The sequence below is a fragment of the Mesorhizobium sp. M5C.F.Ca.ET.164.01.1.1 genome, assembly GCF_004792125.1.
Classification (GTDB): Bacteria; Pseudomonadota; Alphaproteobacteria; order Rhizobiales; family Rhizobiaceae; genus Mesorhizobium; species Mesorhizobium wenxiniae.
Genome location: NZ_SRTG01000007.1, coordinates 212,581 through 229,558, shown reverse-complemented (window position 1 = coordinate 229,558; position 16,978 = coordinate 212,581). Strand labels below are relative to the sequence as shown.

The window sequence follows — 16,978 nt, the reverse complement described above, 5'->3', positions numbered from 1 at the left end:
GAACACAACTGGAACAGATAGTGTTTGTTCTGGGTTTGTTTTTCTGATTCTGTTGGGGGTTGCGATGCTGACACGCAAACAACATGAACTGCTGATGTTCATCCACGAGCGGCTGAAGGAAAGCGGCATTCCGCCCTCGTTCGACGAGATGAAGGAAGCGCTCGACCTCGCCTCCAAGTCGGGGATCCATCGGCTGATCACGGCGCTGGAGGAGCGCGGTTTCATTCGCCGCCTGCCTAACCGGGCCCGCGCGCTGGAGGTGCTGCGCCTGCCTGATTCGATCGCGCCCGGCCTCAATGCGGCGCGCAAATTCTCGCCAAGCGTCATTCAGGGCAGCCTTGGGCAGGGCAGCCTCGGACGACAGATCAAACCGGCGCCTTCGCGCCTGCCCGCGGCCGGCAATGACGACGACGTCGTTGCCACCATCTCCATACCGGTGATGGGCCGCATCGCTGCCGGTGTGCCGATCGACGCCATCCAGCACCAGACGCATTCGATCTCGGTACCACCGGACATGATCACCGGCGGCACGCACTACGCACTGGAGGTCAAGGGTGATTCGATGATCGAGGCCGGCATTTTCGACGGCGACACGGTCATCATCCGCAACGCCGACACCGCCCAGCCTGGCGAGATCATCGTCGCCTTGGTCGACGAGGAGGAAGCGACGCTGAAGCGGTTCCGCCGCAAGGGCGCCTCGATCGCACTGGAAGCCGCCAATCCGGCCTATGAGACGCGCATCTTCGGGCCGGACCGGGTCAAGGTGCAAGGCAAGCTCGTCGGACTGATCCGGCGTTACTGAGCGGCAGGCTTGTTGGGTTTCTCGGCCCTGCGGTATGGCGGCAAGCCCCTCGCCTCGCGCGAAAATCTCCGCTGCTCGTGCCAAGGCCTATATGGCTGTCTGACGGCAAAACGGATTTCTGCGCGCGTCGTCGCTGATAGCGGATCGAAGAAGACAGCGGCACTGCCCATGCGAGCGAGCTGCCGTTTGGTAACGACGAGAACCAGCGGATTGCGGCAGGGATCATAATAGGCTGTGGCATCGTCGATGACGATCAAATCCGCAAACGCACAGGCTGGCCGTGCGGTTTTGCGGTCGTCGGCGAGTGCGATGATCGCGCCGGACGGGTGCCGGGCGAGGCACAGGCCGGCAGTGCAGTAGAAGGGCGCTCCCGGCGGCAGGTCGGCCGGGTCGGCGATGTCGAACCGCACGTCTCCTTTTTCGAATGTCTCTGGCTCGACAATGGTCGCTGAAACCAGCGCATGTTTCCAGTTGTCGGTGGTGAATTCGTTCGAACGAACCCGGTTGACGGCAAGTTCGCCGCCGCCGATCGGCAGCGCCACCAGATGCGCATCTTCCGAAATCAGCACATCGGGGGTGCGCGTGTCGGAAATCGTCAGCAGGCCGGCGAGCGCAAAGGGAAGTGCCGCAAGCCGCAACCATGTCGTCGCCATCGTGGCGATGACCAGGGCGACCGTCACCAGCAGAACCGACTGCAACGAGATCAGCCCGACTGCATCGACCGGCGACCGCTCGGAAATCCATCCCGATATTGCGATCATGGCCGTCAGTCCCTTGCCCATCATGTAGAGGAAAGGTCCGTCGAAGCCGAAAGGCATTGCCAGAGCGCTGAGGACGGCCAGGAACATGACGACCGTGACGATTGGCATGACCGCCAGATTGGCGAACAGGCTAAGCGGCGATACGCGCTGGAAGTGCCAGATGGCGAAGAGCGCGGTGGCGCTGCCGGCAATGATGGAGGTCATTGCGATGGTACCTGTCCCAGCGGCGAGTTTTCGCGTGACGAAAGCGACCGGCGACCGTCGCTGTGGCGGCGCCGTGGCCCTGTCGGTACGATAGTCGGACCAGCCGGCATAGGCGCCCACGAGAGCAGCAGTCGCGGCGAAGGACATCTGGAAGCTTGGGCCGACCACCTCGTGCGGCGAAACGACGATGACGGCGATGGCAGAAATCGTCAGATTGCGCATGGTAAGTGCCGCTCGGTCGAACAGCACGGCGACAAGCATTACCGCCAGCATGATGAAGCTGCGTTCAGCCGCGACCACGATACCGGAAAAAATGAGATAGGCAGCGATGGAAAGGAGTGCGGCAGCAGCCGCATATTTTTTGACCGGCCGGCGTGACGAAAAATCGGGAAACAGCGCAAAGACGCCGCGCAGCAATCCCATGATCGTGCCGGCGACAAGCGCCATGTGCAGGCCGGAAATCGAGATGATGTGGTAGATGCCGGTGCGCCGCATCGATTCGTTTATCTCTTCGGGAATGCCGGCACGCACGCCGACCATCAGTGCGGCGGCAATCTCCCCCTCGGCGCCACCAATGCTGTCCCTGATATGGTCGGCAATGTTTTCGCGCGCCTTTTCGATCGAAGAAGAAAGGCGCGCGGCGAACGGCGCATCCTCGGAAACGACGATCTTCGGATTGCCGAGGAAAAAGCCACTGGCACCGATACCGGCGAAATAGCTGTCAAAGGAGAAGTCATAACTGTCCGGCCTAACCGGGCCAGTCGGAGGCAAAAGCCTCACATAACCAGTTGCCACCGAGCCTGCAGTCATCTCAGCGGGAATTTTGCGTGCCGAAACCCTGACACGTCCCGGTGCATAACGCAGTGTCGGCCGGGCGGTCGACATCACGTCGATGGTCAGTCTGATCCGGCCGTTCGCCATCTGATCGAGCCTAACGACACGGCCGGTGAGCTGGGTCTGGATTTCCGAACCGAGCATCTGCGTTCCCGCGCGCCAGGTTTCAACCTTGGCGGCGAGAACACCGAGTGCGCACAGCAACGCTGCCATGAAGCACAGATGCGTCTTGCGCCATGAGCGGGTGACAGCCGCACACAATGCCGTGAGGACCACGACGGCAATGGGCTGCGGAAAGTCCGGTTCGACGGCAAGCGAAAAATAGACGATCACCCCGCACGCCAGAAAAACCGGCACCAGCAGGAAGGCGACGCCGCGGTCGAGTTCCAGGCCGGCTGCCGAGGCCACGCTGTTGCGGATACCGGATGGTGAAAGATGGCTGAGCTGTCGGCGGAAACGAATGACAGGCCCGGGTTGTGGAGCCGGTATTGGCGCGGAGCGGTCCGGCGAAAGAGGCTGGGTGGCCGGGTGCGATGCAGGCAGCGAAGCGGGTAGCGGCTCGGCGTGAGGAACGTCGGCAAACAGCGATCGTTCGCTGACGCTTGTGATCGCGCCCTCGCTCTCGTCCTCGCCCCGGCCTGGTCCAGCCATCGGGTCTGCCCCTTGCGCCCTTGACCTCCTATGCTACATGAACGCGCGACGCGCGAAAGTCCGCGCAACCACATCCGTTTCCTGCGCTTGCCTGAGAGTTCCATGTCCGACAAGGTCGTCACCCGCTTTGCCCCCTCGCCCACCGGCTTCCTGCATATTGGCGGCGCGCGCACGGCGCTGTTCAACTGGCTGTATGCGAAACACACTGGCGGCAAGATGCTGCTGCGCATCGAGGACACCGATCGCGAGCGTTCGACCGATGAGGCAACCGCTGCCATTCTCGATGGGCTCGCCTGGCTCGGCCTCACCTGGGACGGCGAGCCGGTATCGCAGTTCGAGCGCGCGCCGCGCCACCGCGCGGTCGCCGAGGAGCTGGTGCGGCTCGGCAAAGCCTATTACTGCTATGCGACGCCGGCCGAGCTGGAGGCGATGCGCGAGAGCGCGCGTGCCAAGGGGCTGCCTCCTCGGTATGACGGCCGCTGGCGCGACCGCGACCCGTCGGAGGCGCCGGCCGGCGCCAAGGGCGCGATCCGCATCAAGGCGCCGGCCGGCGGCGAGACGGTGGTGCATGACCGCGTGCAGGGCGAAGTCCGCTTCCCCAACAAGGACCTCGACGATTTCATCATCCTGCGCTCGGACGGCAATCCGACCTATATGCATGCCGTCGTCGTCGACGACCATGACATGGGCATCACCCACATCATCCGCGGCGACGACCATCTGACCAATGCCGCCCGCCAGATGGTGATCTATCAAGCCATGAACTGGGACGTGCCGTCGATGTCGCATATCCCGCTGATCCATGGCGCCGACGGTGCCAAGCTGTCGAAGCGGCACGGTGCCCTAGGCGTTGAAGCCTATCGTGCCATGGGCTACCTGCCGGAGGCACTGCTCAACTACCTGGCGCGGCTCGGCTGGAGCCACGGCGACGACGAGATCATGTCGATCGCCGATATGATTGCCTGGTTCGACATCGGCGACGTCAACAAGGGGGCCGCCCGCTTCGACTTCGCCAAGCTCGAGGCGCTGAACGGCGTGCATATGCGCCGCATGAACGACGCCGAATTGCTCGATATCTTCATCGCCACTTTGCCCCATCTGGAAGGCGGCCCGGCGATCGCAGCGCGCCTCGACGACACGCGCAAGGCGCAGTTGCTCGCCGCCCTGCCCGGCTTAAAGGAGCGGACCAAGACACTGGTCGAGCTGGCCGACGGTGCCGCCTTCCTGTTTGCCGAGCGGCCGCTGCGGATCGACGAGAAGGCGGCGGCGCTGCTCGGCGGTGATGCGCGCGAGATCCTGCGGGGTGCTCATGCGGCGCTGAAGGCGATTTCAGGCGACTGGACGGCCGAAGCAGCGGAGGCTGCGATCCGGGAATATGCGGTGGCCGGCGGCCATAAGCTCGGCGCTGTGGCCCAACCCTTGCGCGCCGCGCTCACCGGCAAAAGCACCTCGCCGGGCGTGTTCGACGTGCTTGCCGTACTTGGCCGCGAGGAAAGCCTGGCGCGCGTCGCGGATCAAATCGATTAGCAAAACTGGCCCAAGAAGATTGGCATTGAAAGGTGGGTTTCGCAGTGCAACATTAGATCTTGGCCCAATTTGGCACGCAAATCCAATTGCGGGCGCAAACGCGCGAACTCCGGTGCTTTCGACGTGTTGCGTTGCAGATATTTCGCCTTTGCCGGCACTGAGAAAACCTAAAGGAGTTTGCAATGTCCGAAGCTGCGACAAAAATGGAATTTGGCGGCAAAACCCACGCGTCGACTGCGAAACTTGAATTCGGCGGCAAAACTCACGAGCTCAAGGTGCGAAGCGGCTCGGTCGGACCGGACGTCATCGATATCGGCTCGCTTTACAGCACCACCGGGGCGTTCACTTATGATCCCGGCTTCACTTCGACGGCAAGCTGCGAGTCGGAAATCACCTTCATCGATGGCGATGCCGGCATCCTTTTGCATCGCGGCTATCCGATCGACCAGTTGGCCGAGCATGGCGACTTCCTCGAGGTCTGCTACCTCTTGCTCTACGGCGAATTGCCGACCAAGGCGCAGAAGGACGATTTCGACTACCGGGTGACGCGCCACACCATGGTGCACGAGCAGATGTCGCGCTTCTTCACCGGCTTTCGCCGCGACGCGCACCCGATGGCGGTGATGTGCGGCGTGGTCGGCGCGCTGTCAGCCTTCTATCACGATTCCACCGACATCTCGGACCCCTACCAGCGCATGGTCGCGTCGATGCGGCTGATCGCCAAGATGCCGACGATCGCGGCGATGGCTTATAAGTACCACATCGGCCAGCCCTTCATTTACCCGAAGAACGAGCTGAATTTCGCGGCCAACTTCCTGCATATGTGCTTTGCCGTGCCGTGTGAGGAATACAAGATCAATCCGGTGCTGGCGCGTGCGATGGAGCGCATCTTCATCCTGCATGCCGATCACGAGCAGAACGCCTCGACCTCGACCGTTCGCCTCGCCGGCTCGTCGGGCGCCAACCCGTTTGCCTGCATCGCCGCCGGCATCGCCTGCCTGTGGGGACCGGCTCATGGCGGCGCCAACGAGGCGGCCTTGAACATGCTGGGCGAGATCGGCCATGTCGACCACATCCCGGAATTCATCGCCCGCGCCAAGGACAAGAACGATCCGTTCCGGTTGATGGGCTTCGGCCACCGCGTCTACAAGAACTACGATCCGCGCGCCAAGATCATGCAGAAGACCGCACATGAGGTTTTGGGCGAACTCGGCATCAAGGATGATCCGCTGCTCGACATCGCCATGGAACTGGAAAAGATCGCGCTGACCGACTCCTATTTCATCGAGAAGAAGCTTTATCCGAACGTCGATTTCTATTCCGGCATCACGCTGAAGGCGCTGGGCTTCCCCACCACCATGTTCACCGTGCTGTTCGCGGTCGCCCGTACCGTCGGCTGGATCGCGCAGTGGAAAGAGATGATCGAGGATCCGCACCAGAAGATCGGTCGCCCGCGCCAGCTCTATACAGGTGCGCCGGAACGCGACTACGTGCCGATTGCTAAACGGTGAATAGAAGAAGTGAGTAGTGAGTGGTAAATAGGAATTCCAGACGCCGAGCGGTGCTCTGCTATCTCACTACTCACTACTCACCCTTTGATGTATCTCATCACGACCCCCGCAGCGATATCGCCGGAAGGTTTGTCAACGGCCATGCGTCTGGCCACCTCGGCAAAACCGTCCTTCTGCCATGCGCGATAGGGGGTGTCGGAAAAAAGCGCCTCCAACTGCCGCGCCAGATAGTGCGGCCGCACATATTCGTTGTAGCTTTCCGGCACGATCGGGCGATCGGCGATGAGATTGGGCAATGCGGCGCTCCATACGGTGATCAGGCGCTGGGCAATCCGCATGACCGGATCGAGCCGGTAGCAGGAGATCATCGGCACGCCCGACAGCGCCAGTTCCAGCGACACCGTTCCCGATGCGATCAGTGCTGCATCGGCCTTGCCGAAGGCCTGCCATTTGCGTTCGGTATCAAGGATGATCTCCGGCTTCTCGTCCCAGCTTGCCACCGAAGCCCTGATCAGGTCGGCGACATGCGGCACCGTCGGCAACAGCAGGCGCAAGCGGTGTCCGCGTGCGCGTAGGATCGAGATCGTCTTGCCGAACGGGCCAACCAGCCGTCGCACCTCACCGCGACGCGAGCCGGGCAGCACAAGCAGTGTCTTCACACGATTCTCGGACAGGTCGCGCGGCAGGCTTTGCGTCTTGGCAGCGCCGAGCACGCCCGGATCGTGCGTAAGGCGATGGCCGACATAGGTGCCGGGCGGACCGCCGAGGCGGGCGAGCTCCTTCACCTCGAAAGGCAGGATGCAGAGGATATGATCGACATACGGTTTCATCGCCTCCGCCCTGCCCGGCCGCCACGCCCAGACGCTCGGGCAGACATAGTGGACGATCGGGATTTCCGGATCGGCGGCACGCACCTTCTTCGCCACGCGCAGCGAAAAATCCGGGCTGTCGATGGTGATGAGGCAGTCGGGCTTTTCACCGGCGACCGCATCGGCCGTCTGGCTGATCCGTCGCATCAGGCGCGGCAGGTCGCGCAGGATGGCGCTCAGGCCCATCAGCGCGATCTCGCCGCCGTCGAAGAGCGGCGTGAGGCCGAGCGCCTGCAAATGCCGGCCGCCGATGCCGACGAGCCGGACCTCACGGCCAGTCGCGCGCTTGAGCGACGCTACGATGTCGGCGCCAAGCAGGTCGCCGGATTCTTCGCCGGCGACGATGGCGATCTTCAGCGGTTTCTCAGTCGCCATGCATCGGCTCCGCAGCAGGCAGGCCGATCACGAACAGGCCGAGCGCATTGGCGCGGGCAACGACCGTAGGGCCTTCCAGAACCAGCGAGCGGCCGGCTTCGACGGCAATGCCGGCAAGTCCGGCGGTATGCGCCGCCTCGACCGTCTGCGGGCCGATGGAGGGCAGGTCGGCGCGCAACTCCTGGCCGGGCTTGGCGCATTTGACCAGGACGCCGCGCGTTCTGCCGGCCAGCCTGCCATGGTCGCGCAACTGCCTTGTTCGTTCGAGCAATCCGTCAGTGCCCTCGACGCCTTCCAGCGCGATGGCGCGGCCGCCGATCGCAACAGCCGCCTGGCCGATATCCAGCGCGCCGATGGCCTTTGCCGCCGTATGCGCCGCTTCGATGTCGCGCCAGTCGGATTTCCGCGGCGTAGCCTTGGTCAGCGCGCCTTCGGCCGCGACCAGCTCCGGCACGATCTCATGGGCGCCGACAACCTTGATGCCGCTGCGCTCGATCCTCCGCACGAACAGTTTCAGCACGGTGTCGTCCCCTTGGGTTACACCGACAAGAAGGCTGGGCACCCAGGCGAGCAGGCCGAGATTGAGGCGCATGGCGCTCAGCCGGGGACGGCGTGTGATATGGCCCGCTGTCACCAAATGGGTAACATGATGATTTTTGAGCGTCGGCAGCAGTGAGCCGACATCCTCCAGCCTCAACGTCGCCTGCTCGTAGGCGTCGAAATCGGATTTGCGGTCGACCTCGCCCGCCACGATTATCACGAAGGGAGACTTACCTTGCCCACCAAGCGCCCTGACGACTTCGACCGGCAGACTGCCGCCGCCGGCAATGATGCCGACCTTGGAGTCTGGCGCGAGATCAAGGCCCGTCCGGGTGGCCTCAATCTTCGTCATCTGCATCGTCGCCGTCGCCAGCCTTGAGCGACGGGACAGCATAGTGCCGCTTGCCGCGACTGGCGATGAAATCGATGATTTTCATGGCGGTCGGTGACGAGGCGAATTCCGCCTTGGCGAACTCGACGTTTTCGCCGACGGTTCGGGAGCGATCGAAGATCGTCCTGTAGGCCTTGCGCAGCGTATGGATCTCGGAGCGCGGCAGGCCCGCGCGCTTCAGGCCGATGATGTTGAGGCCGCGAAGGCTGGCGCGATTGCCGACGGCGATGGCGTAGGGAATGACATCCCCGACGATTGCCGAGCAACCGCCGAGAAAGGCGTTGTCGCCGACGCGGACAAACTGATGAACGGCGGTGAGGCCACCGATATAGACGTTGTCGCCGATCTCGCAATGGCCGCCCAGCGTCGCCTGATTGGCGAAGGTGGCATTCTTGCCGACGATGCAGTCATGGGCGATGTGGGCGTAGGCAAGGAAGTTACCGTTGTCGCCAATCGTCGTCTCGCCGCGGCTGGAATCGGTGCCGAGGTGCATGGTTACGCCTTCGCGGATCGTGCAGTTCTCACCGATGACCAGCGTGGTGCGGCCACCCTTGTGCTTGGTGTTCTGCGGCGGCGCGCCCAGAGTCGCCATCGGATACACTTTGGTCGACGCACCGATGATGGTCGCGCCCATCACCGAGACGTGGCTGACCAGTTCGACGCGGTCGCCGATCACCGCGTCGGCGCTGATGTGGCAGAACGGCCCGACGCGGACGCCTTCGCCGATTTTTGCGCCGGCCTCGATGACCGACGATGGATGGATGACTGTCTGGATATTCATAAGCATTCGATCGTCAGTCGCTCGTAACCATCATCGCCGAGATCTCGGCTTCCGCGGCCTTGACGCCGTCGACCAGAGCCTCGCAGGCGAATTTGAGAAGATTGCCGCGTTTCTTGATTTTCTTCACATGGATCTTCAACTGGTCGCCGGGAACGACCGGTTTACGGAATTTGGCATTGTCGATGGTCAGGAAATAGACCAGCGACGGTTTTTCGGTGCCAAGGCTGCGGATGCAGATGGCGCCGGCCGTCTGCGCCATCGCCTCGACGATCAGCACGCCGGGCATGACCGGCTGATCCGGGAAATGACCCTGGAAATGCGGCTCGTTTATGGTCACGTTCTTGATGCCTATAGCGGACTCGTCGCCATCGATGTCGATGATGCGGTCGATCATCAGGAACGGATAGCGATGCGGCAGGAGCTTCATCAGCCCCAAAATGTCGACCGCCTCGAGCGTCGTCGCCGCCACCATCTCAGTTCTTCCCTCCGCCGCCGGATTTGCGCGCCCTGGCCAGTCTTCGCAGAGCCGCGATCTCCCGCATGGCTTCCGCCATGGGCTGCGCTGGGTACCCACCCCAAATCTCGCCCGCAGGGACGTTGCTCATGAACCCGCTTCTTGCAGCAAGCTTGGCTCCTGTTCCTATGGTCAGGTGATCTGCAAGGCCGACACCGCCACCCATGGTGACGTTGTCGCCCACCGTTACGGAACCGGAAATACCCGAAAGGCCGGCGATTATGCAGTTGCGGCCGATACGGACGTTATGAGCGATCTGCACCAGATTGTCGATCTTGGTGCCTTGACCGATGATCGTGTCGGACATGGCGCCACGATCGACCGTGGTGTTCGAGCCGATCTCGACGTCGTCCTGGATAATGACCCGGCCGATTTGCGGGACGCGCTCCGGGCCCTTGGCGCCGGCCACGAAGCCAAAACCGTCCTGGCCGATGCGGGCGCCGCCATGAATGATGACGCGGTTGCCGATAAGCGCGTACTGGATGCTGGCGCCTGGACCGACATAGCCGTCGCGGCCGAACTGGCAGGAGGGACCGATGACGGCATGAGGAGCAATGACGGTTCCGCTGCCGATAGATGCGCGGGGGCCGATGATCGCGCCGGCCTCGACGATCGCGCCGGCCTCGACATGCGCCGATGGATCGACATGGGCATGCGGCGAGATACCGGTTTCGCCGGTCATCGGCGCCGGTGTCGCAGCCGCCGGAAAAAGAAGGCGTCCGACCATCGCGAAAGCCTGTTGCGGGCGCGGATGGACCAGAACCGCGATGCCCGCCGGCGCTTTCCCGGCAAATTCGGCGGGACAGAGAACCGCCGCTGCCCGCAGCGATTGCATCAGCGCGAAGTTGCGCCTGCCATCGACGAAGACAAGAGCGTGCTCGCCGCCTTCGCTTGCCGGCGCCAAGGCTTCGATCGATATGTCGGAGAGGTCGGAATCAACAAGCACCGAGCCGGTCAGATTCGCGACTTCGCCAGCCGTATACCGGCGTGATGGCGCGAAGAACACCGGATCGGTCATTCCAGAAGCTATATCCAGCTAGCGCATGACCCCGAAAATCGGAATCGATTTTCGGAAAGGATCATGCGCAAAATCAAAGTTCTACAGCGTCCTTTGCGCGTCCAAGAGGACGCGCGGCGCTGTAGTGTCGGATCACTCTCTTCCGGACGCCAACGGCCCGGAAGCATCGTTGCCCGCCGATCAGAAGCGGGTCGATATACCGAAGTTGAATTCCTGTACCTCGTCGGTGTCCTCCTTGAGGACCGGAATCGCATAGTCGATGCGGATCGGGCCAAAGGGCGACGCCCACATAAGACCGACGCCGACAGAGGCGCGCCACTGCATGTCGACCGTCGACTGATCGACCAGTGCAGTTTCGATCTTGCTGCCATAGAGCGTCGCCGCATCGGCGAACACCGCGCCGCGCAGGCCGAAGCTTTCCGGAATGACCGGCATCGGGAACTGGGCTTCCGCAGAGGCATTGAAATAGGTGGTGCCACCGAGATGGTCGTCGCTGGGTGCTGGGGCCGCCGGACCGATGCCGCCATAGGCGAAGCCGCGGATCATGCGGTCGCTGCTCTGGAAATGATCGAAGATGCGCAGGTCGTCGTTGCCGAAGCCCTGGATATGGCCAGCCCCGCCCGAAATCACCCCCACCAGATCAAGCTGCTCCGACAATGTCTGGTAGACGCTGCCGCGCGCGGTCACCTTGACGAATTTGGCGTCGCCGCCGAGGCCGGCGAATTCCGTGGTGACGTTGGCGAAGATGCCTTCATGCGGGTTCTTCATGTCGTCGATGGTGTTGTAGACCAGGGCGAGACTGACCGACGACTTGAGCCATGGGCTTTCCTCAATCCCGTTTAGGACAGCCTGAGAGATGTCGCAGCCAGCCATTGGATCGCAGTCATCGTCGAGCTTATACTTCTCCTGCGAGATATTGTACGCCAGCTGCGTCGAGATGTTGTCGGTGATCGGCAGGCCGAAGCGCACTGTCGCGCCTAGCGTCTCGCTCTTATAGTCGTCGTATTCCCTGGTCCGGTTGAAGATATCGAAACCGGCGGCAATGCGCCGCCCGAGGAAATAGGGCTCGGTGAAGGAGAAGCTGTAGTCGCGCGAATTCCTGCCGCCGCCCGCCGATAGTTTGATGAACTGGCCGCGTCCGAGGAAGTTGCGCTCGGTGATCGATCCCTCGACGGACGGGCCTGACGTGTCGCCGCCTGTCGAATAGCCGGCGCCAATCGAGAACTCGCCGGTCGATTTTTCGACCACGTCGACCACGAGCACCACCTGGTCTGGCTCAGAGCCGGGAACGGTGGAAACTTCGACTTTTTCAAAAAAATCGAGCGCTTCCAGCCGCTTCTTCGCGCGCTGGATGAGAACCTGGTTGAAGGCATCGCCCTCACTCACGTCAAATTCGCGGCGAATGACATAGTCGCGTGTCCGGTCGTTGCCGCGAATCTCGATGCGCTCGACATAGGCCTTGGTACCCTGGTCGATCGTATAGACCACTGAAATGGTGTGGTTCTCGAAATTGCGGTCGCCGCGCGGCGTCACTTGGGCGAAGGGATAGCCGGAACCGGCGACCCTCTCGGTCAACGCAATGATGGTGTCTTCGACGTTCTCAGCGTTGTAGACGTCGCCCTTGTGGGTTTCGACCGCCGACTGCAGCGATGCAGCGTCGACCTCGGGAATCGTGCTCTCGACGCTGACGTCGCCGAAGGTGTAGCGGTCGCCCTCCTGCACGGTGATGGTCACCGTGTACTTGTTGGTGGTTTCGTCGAGTTCGCCGACCGCGGAAATCACCTGGAAGTCGGCATATCCGTGATTGTAATAAAAACGGCGCAGCAGCTCCTCGTCGGCGCGCAGCTTATCTTCGTCAAAGACGTCGTCGCGCAGCACGAACGAAAGGATGGTCGAGCGCTTGGTGGAGATGACGTCGGACAGGCGACGGCTCGAGTAGGCACTGTTGCCGACGAAATTGATCGCGGCGATCTGCGTGCGGCCGCCTTCGTTGATGTTGAAGACCACGTTCACGCGGTTGTCGCCGAGATCCATGATCTGGGTGGTCACGGCGGCGTCGTCGCGGCCGATACGCCTGTAGGCAGCCTTGACCGCCTCGACATCGGCATCGAGCGCCTGCTGCGAGAACGTTCCACGCGGCTTCAACTGGACCGCGGCCGCAAGGGCGTTGTCCTTGAGCTTCTTGTTGCCCTGGAACAGCACCTGGTTCACGACCTGGTATTCGGAAACCTTGATGACCAGCGACGAACCGACCTGGTTGATCTGGACGTCCGAGAACAGCCCGGTGCCGAACAGCGCCTTGACCGCATCGTCAATATCGGAGCTGGAAAAGGGCTTGCCGGGCTTGATCGTGACGTAGTTGCGAATCGTCTCGGCGTCGACACGCTGATTGCCGCTGACTTCAACTCTTGAAACAACAGCGGCCTCGGCCGCCGATGTGGCAACGAACTGCACTGCGAGCGCACCTGGTACGACCAGGGCGGCGGACAGGGCCACCGCGGACGCGGCGCTCAGAAACTTGGATGCTGCCTTCATCGGGCTTTTGTACCTTTTCTCGAAGTCCCCACGGCGAGAAAACCGGACGTGCGGTAATTTCCCCTACCGTATTAACCGGATTTTCCCTACACGCAAGGCTCCTGGTTAATTTGTATTTACTTAACCCTGTTGCGTGGCTTTCGCGTCACGCATATCCCCATGCATGGTAAACGGCGTCTCAACATTGGCTGTGCCGAAGCCAAATTTCTTCATGATTTCAGCATCCAAACAGGTCGTTCCAGAAAACGAACCCCATAAAGCCCAAGACGAGAAGCAGGCCGGCCCTGTAACCCATCTCCATCATCCGTTCCGACACCGGTCGCCGAATGACGGCCTCCACGCCGTAGAACAGGAGATGGCCGCCGTCGAGGGGCGGAATCGGCAAAAGGTTGAGAATACCGATCCCGACCGACAACAGCGCAACAAGTTGCACAAGCCAGTCGAAGCCCAGTCTTGCCGCCTGCCCCGACATCTTTGCGATCTTGATTGGACCGCCCAGCTGGCATTTGTCTTCGCGACCGACGACGAAACGCTGCAGGAACTGGCCGGTACCCTGGATGATGTGGCCGGTTTCCTCGACCGCGGCAGCCAGTGCGCCAGCCGGGCTGTAGGTGATCAGGCGGGGTTGGCCGAATTCCTGGTTGTTGACGACGCCGATCACGGCCACCTTGACCTTGTTGCCCAGCGCGTCCTCCTGTTCCATCAACCGCGGCGTCGCCGTAACGGTGATCTCCTTGCCGTCGCGCAGCATGACGAAGGTGATGGCATCGCCGCCGCGGCCCGAGACCCGGCGCTGGACGTCGGCGAAGGTCTGGACCTTGCTGCCGTCGACGCTGACGAATCGGTCCCCGGGCAGGATGCCGGCCTGCGCCGCCGGACTGTCGGCGGTGACTTCAGCCACCATCGGCTCCATCACAGGGCGGCCATAGGCGGTAAACAGCACCGCGAAGACGGCGATCGTCAGCAGGAAATTGAACAGCGGACCGGCCACCACAGTCGCGGCGCGCTTCCAGACCGGCTGCGTGTGAAACGCGATCTTGCGCTCGGCATCGGTCAGCGTTTCGATCTCCTCCGAGCTGGGCGGGCTCGAGGTGGCGTTCATGTCGCCGACGAATTTGACGTAGCCGCCGAGTGGTATGGCGCAGAGTTTCCAGCGCGTGCCATGGCTGTCATTGAAGCCGAAGAGTTCCGGGCCGAAGCCGATCGAAAAGACTTTCACGCCGATGCCGCACCAGCGGCCGACGAGATAATGACCCATCTCGTGGACGAACACGACTACGGTCAGCACGAACAGGAACGGCACCAGCGTGCCGAGGACAAAGCCTTCCGTGCTGAAAACCGCATGAAGAATCTCGTTCAACTCATGTCCTCAAATTCGTCCGCAGCACGGTCGTACCGCGACTGTGGCATCAATCCAGGCGAATCCATGGCGCATCCTGCGCAGGTCAAGAAACCAGGCCAGGAATCAATGCTGGTCAAGCTGGAAACAGCCCCTGTGCTGGATGGTCGGCGGTCGCCGAAATCCAGCCGATGGCGTACAGGGCGAAAGCCGCCGCGACAAGCCCGTCGACCCGGTCCATGACGCCGCCATGGCCCGGTATCAGCGTGCCCGAATCCTTGCGGTTGTGGCGGCGCTTCACCCATGATTCGAAAAGATCGCCGGCCTGGGAGACGAGCGAAAGCACGAGCGCGACGACGCCGAGCACTGCGAGATTGCCGGCTCCGGCCGCGGCCGCAAGAAGCAGCCCGGCAACCACGCCGCCGACAGCGCCGCCGAGGGCCCCGCTCTGCGTCTTGCCGGGCGAGATCGATGGTGCAAGCTTCGGACCGCCGACAGCGCGGCCGACAAAATAGGCTGATATGTCGGTCGCCCAAACCACCGCGAACAGGAAGAGAATGGCGACGAGACCAGGATGATCGCCGTCACGCAAAAGTGCAAGTGACAGTCCGGAAATGGCGGCATAGGCAAGGCCGGACGCGTCCCACTGTCCCGCCTGGCGCATCGAAGTCTGGCGCATCGAACCCACGACCACTGTGACAACGACCATCACTGCCATAAGAAGCAGAAGCCATGACGCAGGCAGGCCGGCGACCAAACCGCCGACGAAAACCAGAAGCAGCGCTTCCGGCAGAAAACCAAGACCCGTGGCGGCGACCGGGCGGCACATTCGCGACCATTCGTAGAAGATCAGGATCGTCATGGCCGCGCAAAGCAACCGGAAGGGCAGTCCGCCGAGCCAGGTCAGGCTGAGTGTGACGACCGCAAGCACGACGGCAGAAATGACGCGAAGCTGGAGATTGCTCATCCCTTGGCCGTCACGGCGACGTCTTGAGCGCCCAGACCGCCGAAACGGCGCTCGCGACTGGCAAAGTCGCGCAATGCGTCGGCCAAATGCTCGCGGCTGAAATCAGGCCAGTAGCAAGGCAGGAAGACAAGCTCGCTATAGGCCGCTTGCCACAGAAGGAAATTCGACAGCCTGAGCTCGCCGCTGGTACGGATGACCAGTTCCGGATCCGGAATACCCTGGGTGTCGAGAGAGCCGGCAAAGGATTCGGCCGTGATCGCCTCGCTGTCGAGCTCGCCGCGCGCCACCGCCGAGGCAAGCTTGCGCGCTGTGCGCACGATCTCGTCGCGTCCGCCATAGTTGAAAGCGATGACCAGGGTCAGCGCGTCGTTGCGGACGGTCAGGGTTTCGGCCTCTTCAAGCAGGGTCCTGATGTCAGGCTCCAGCCCTGCCCTGTCGCCGATGATCCTGACCCGCACGCCGTTTTGGTGCAGTTCGGCGAGATCGCGGCGAATGAAGATTTTCAACAGGCCCATCAGGTCGCTGACTTCGGACTTCGGCCGCGACCAGTTTTCCGACGAGAAGGCGTAGACGGTCAGGAACGAGATGCCGAGCCCAGGAGCGGCGCGCACCGTGTTGCGCAGCGCCTCGACGCCGGCACGATGCCCAGCAAGCCGTGGCAAGCCACGCGCCTTGGCCCAGCGTCCGTTTCCGTCCATGATGATCGCGACATGCGCGGGGCTTGTCATAGTCTCGCTTTCGGGTCGGTCACCTACCCTTAAACCTGCATGATTTCTGCTTCCTTATCGGAAAGCAGATGGTCGATGGTGCCGATCATCTCGTCTGTGAGCTTTTGGACCTGGTCGGACCGCTTGCGATGATCGTCCTCGCTGATATCGCCGTCCTTTTCCGCCTTTTTGAGAAACTCCATGCCGTCCCGGCGCACGTGGCGCACGGCGATGCGCGCATTCTCGGCATAGCCATGCGAGATCTTAACCAGCTCCTTGCGGCGCTGTTCGTTAAGTTCGGGCAGCGGAATTCTGAGATTGGTGCCATCGACGATCGGATTGAAACCGAGATTGGATTCACGGATGGCGCGATCGACCGCACCGACCATCGACTTGTCCCAGACCGAAACCGAAATCATGCGCGGCTCCGGCACCGACACGTTTGCCACCTGGTTGATCGGCATGGTGGTGCCGTAGGCCTGCACCTGGATCGCGTCGAGCAGGTTGCTCGAAGCGCGGCCGGTCCGCAGCGAAGCCAGATCGTGCTTGAACGCAGCGATCGCCCCGTCCATGCGCCGTTTGAGATCATCGTATTCGCCACTCATCATCGTCTCCTCGACCCGTTAGCCGGGTTCACTTCAGGGTAACCCCG

At 62.3% G+C, this 16,978-nt stretch carries 13 protein-coding genes and 1 pseudogene; 3 read left to right on the top strand and 11 right to left on the bottom strand.

Translation table 11 applies throughout. The features are described from left to right. The first annotated feature begins 64 nt into the window (after positions 1-64). Positions 65-802, top strand: a complete 738-nt coding sequence (gene lexA / locus EN807_RS28100) for a transcriptional repressor LexA (protein ID WP_065009592.1) — start codon at positions 65-67, stop codon at positions 800-802. Here the strand turns inward: lexA and EN807_RS28095 are convergent. Further along, positions 796-3,252 carry a ComEC/Rec2 family competence protein gene (locus EN807_RS28095; RefSeq protein WP_135937540.1) on the bottom strand — a complete coding sequence of 819 codons (2,457 nt, stop codon included), beginning with the start codon at positions 3,250-3,252 and terminating at the stop codon, positions 796-798. The genes lexA and EN807_RS28095 overlap by 7 nt on opposite strands. A 102-nt stretch (positions 3,253-3,354) precedes the next feature. On the opposite strand from EN807_RS28095, the gene gltX reads away from it, so the two are divergent. Together gltX and gltA are read left to right on the top strand one after the other, a co-directional pair. Beyond that, entirely contained in the window at positions 3,355-4,779 is a 1,425-nt protein-coding gene (gene gltX, locus EN807_RS28090; RefSeq protein WP_135937539.1) for a glutamate--tRNA ligase, read from the top strand. A 182-nt stretch (positions 4,780-4,961) separates the two neighbouring features. Further along, the gene (gene gltA / locus EN807_RS28085; protein WP_065009590.1) at positions 4,962-6,290 is read left to right on the top strand and encodes a citrate synthase; all 1,329 of its coding nucleotides are present in this window, start codon (positions 4,962-4,964) and stop codon (positions 6,288-6,290) included. A 77-nt stretch (positions 6,291-6,367) separates the two neighbouring features. Here gltA and lpxB read toward each other — a convergent pair whose 3' ends face one another. The 10 genes and pseudogenes from lpxB to frr all read right to left on the bottom strand — a co-directional run bounded on the left by lpxB (position 6,368) and on the right by frr (position 16,931). Continuing rightward, on the bottom strand, positions 6,368-7,534 hold the full coding sequence (gene lpxB, locus EN807_RS28080) for a lipid-A-disaccharide synthase (RefSeq protein ID WP_135937538.1): 1,167 nt from the start codon (positions 7,532-7,534) through the stop codon (positions 6,368-6,370). Beyond that, the gene (gene lpxI, locus EN807_RS28075) at positions 7,524-8,426 is read right to left on the bottom strand and encodes a UDP-2,3-diacylglucosamine diphosphatase LpxI (RefSeq protein WP_135937537.1); all 903 of its coding nucleotides are present in this window, start codon (positions 8,424-8,426) and stop codon (positions 7,524-7,526) included. The genes lpxB and lpxI overlap by 11 nt, the downstream gene beginning before the upstream one ends. Then, positions 8,413-9,246, bottom strand: a complete 834-nt coding sequence (gene lpxA / locus EN807_RS28070; RefSeq protein WP_135937536.1) for an acyl-ACP--UDP-N-acetylglucosamine O-acyltransferase — start codon at positions 9,244-9,246, stop codon at positions 8,413-8,415. Before lpxA ends, lpxI begins: the two co-directional genes overlap by 14 nt. Positions 9,247-9,259: 13 nt before the next feature. Beyond that, positions 9,260-9,718 (bottom strand): 3-hydroxyacyl-ACP dehydratase FabZ, encoded by a 459-nt coding sequence (gene fabZ / locus EN807_RS28065; protein ID WP_095520391.1) that lies wholly within the window; start codon positions 9,716-9,718, stop codon positions 9,260-9,262. A gap of 1 nt (position 9,719) precedes the next feature. Beyond that, positions 9,720-10,778, bottom strand: a complete 1,059-nt coding sequence (gene lpxD / locus EN807_RS28060) for a UDP-3-O-(3-hydroxymyristoyl)glucosamine N-acyltransferase (protein WP_135937535.1) — start codon at positions 10,776-10,778, stop codon at positions 9,720-9,722. Positions 10,779-10,958: 180 nt separating this feature from the next. Beyond that, on the bottom strand, positions 10,959-13,313 hold the full coding sequence (bamA, locus tag EN807_RS28050; protein ID WP_135937534.1) for an outer membrane protein assembly factor BamA: 2,355 nt from the start codon (positions 13,311-13,313) through the stop codon (positions 10,959-10,961). Positions 13,314-13,530: 217 nt separating this feature from the next. Next, positions 13,531-14,673 carry an RIP metalloprotease RseP gene (gene rseP, locus EN807_RS28045; RefSeq protein WP_135937533.1) on the bottom strand — a complete coding sequence of 381 codons (1,143 nt, stop codon included), beginning with the start codon at positions 14,671-14,673 and terminating at the stop codon, positions 13,531-13,533. A 115-nt stretch (positions 14,674-14,788) separates the two neighbouring features. Continuing rightward, positions 14,789-15,619, bottom strand: coding sequence for a phosphatidate cytidylyltransferase (locus tag EN807_RS28040; protein WP_135937532.1), 831 nt, complete (start codon positions 15,617-15,619; stop codon positions 14,789-14,791). Continuing rightward, positions 15,616-16,359 (bottom strand): annotated as a pseudogene (locus EN807_RS28035) (isoprenyl transferase); the annotation flags it as partial. The gene EN807_RS28040 and the pseudogene EN807_RS28035, both read right to left, overlap by 4 nt. 17 nt (positions 16,360-16,376) lie before the next feature. Continuing rightward, positions 16,377-16,931 (bottom strand): ribosome recycling factor, encoded by a 555-nt coding sequence (gene frr, locus EN807_RS28030; RefSeq protein WP_077384157.1) that lies wholly within the window; start codon positions 16,929-16,931, stop codon positions 16,377-16,379. Positions 16,932-16,978 lie beyond the last annotated feature (47 nt).

Excerpts from the sequence above, each read along its gene's own strand:
- lpxB (WP_135937538.1), bottom strand. The coding sequence starts at position 7,534 with ATGGCGACTGAGAAACCGCTGAAGATCGCCATCGTCGCCGGCGAAGAA.
- lpxI (WP_135937537.1), bottom strand. The coding sequence starts at position 8,426 with ATGACGAAGATTGAGGCCACCCGGACGGGCCTTGATCTCGCGCCAGAC.
- lexA (WP_065009592.1), top strand. The coding sequence starts at position 65 with ATGCTGACACGCAAACAACATGAACTGCTGATGTTCATCCACGAGCGG.
- lpxA (WP_135937536.1), bottom strand. The coding sequence starts at position 9,246 with ATGAATATCCAGACAGTCATCCATCCATCGTCGGTCATCGAGGCCGGC.
- bamA (WP_135937534.1), bottom strand. The coding sequence starts at position 13,313 with ATGAAGGCAGCATCCAAGTTTCTGAGCGCCGCGTCCGCGGTGGCCCTG.
- gltX (WP_135937539.1), top strand. The coding sequence starts at position 3,355 with ATGTCCGACAAGGTCGTCACCCGCTTTGCCCCCTCGCCCACCGGCTTC.
- lpxD (WP_135937535.1), bottom strand. The coding sequence starts at position 10,778 with ATGACCGATCCGGTGTTCTTCGCGCCATCACGCCGGTATACGGCTGGC.
- gltA (WP_065009590.1), top strand. The coding sequence starts at position 4,962 with ATGTCCGAAGCTGCGACAAAAATGGAATTTGGCGGCAAAACCCACGCG.
- frr (WP_077384157.1), bottom strand. The coding sequence starts at position 16,931 with ATGAGTGGCGAATACGATGATCTCAAACGGCGCATGGACGGGGCGATC.
- EN807_RS28095 (WP_135937540.1), bottom strand. The coding sequence starts at position 3,252 with ATGGCTGGACCAGGCCGGGGCGAGGACGAGAGCGAGGGCGCGATCACA.
- EN807_RS28040 (WP_135937532.1), bottom strand. The coding sequence starts at position 15,619 with ATGAGCAATCTCCAGCTTCGCGTCATTTCTGCCGTCGTGCTTGCGGTC.
- fabZ (WP_095520391.1), bottom strand. The coding sequence starts at position 9,718 with ATGGTGGCGGCGACGACGCTCGAGGCGGTCGACATTTTGGGGCTGATG.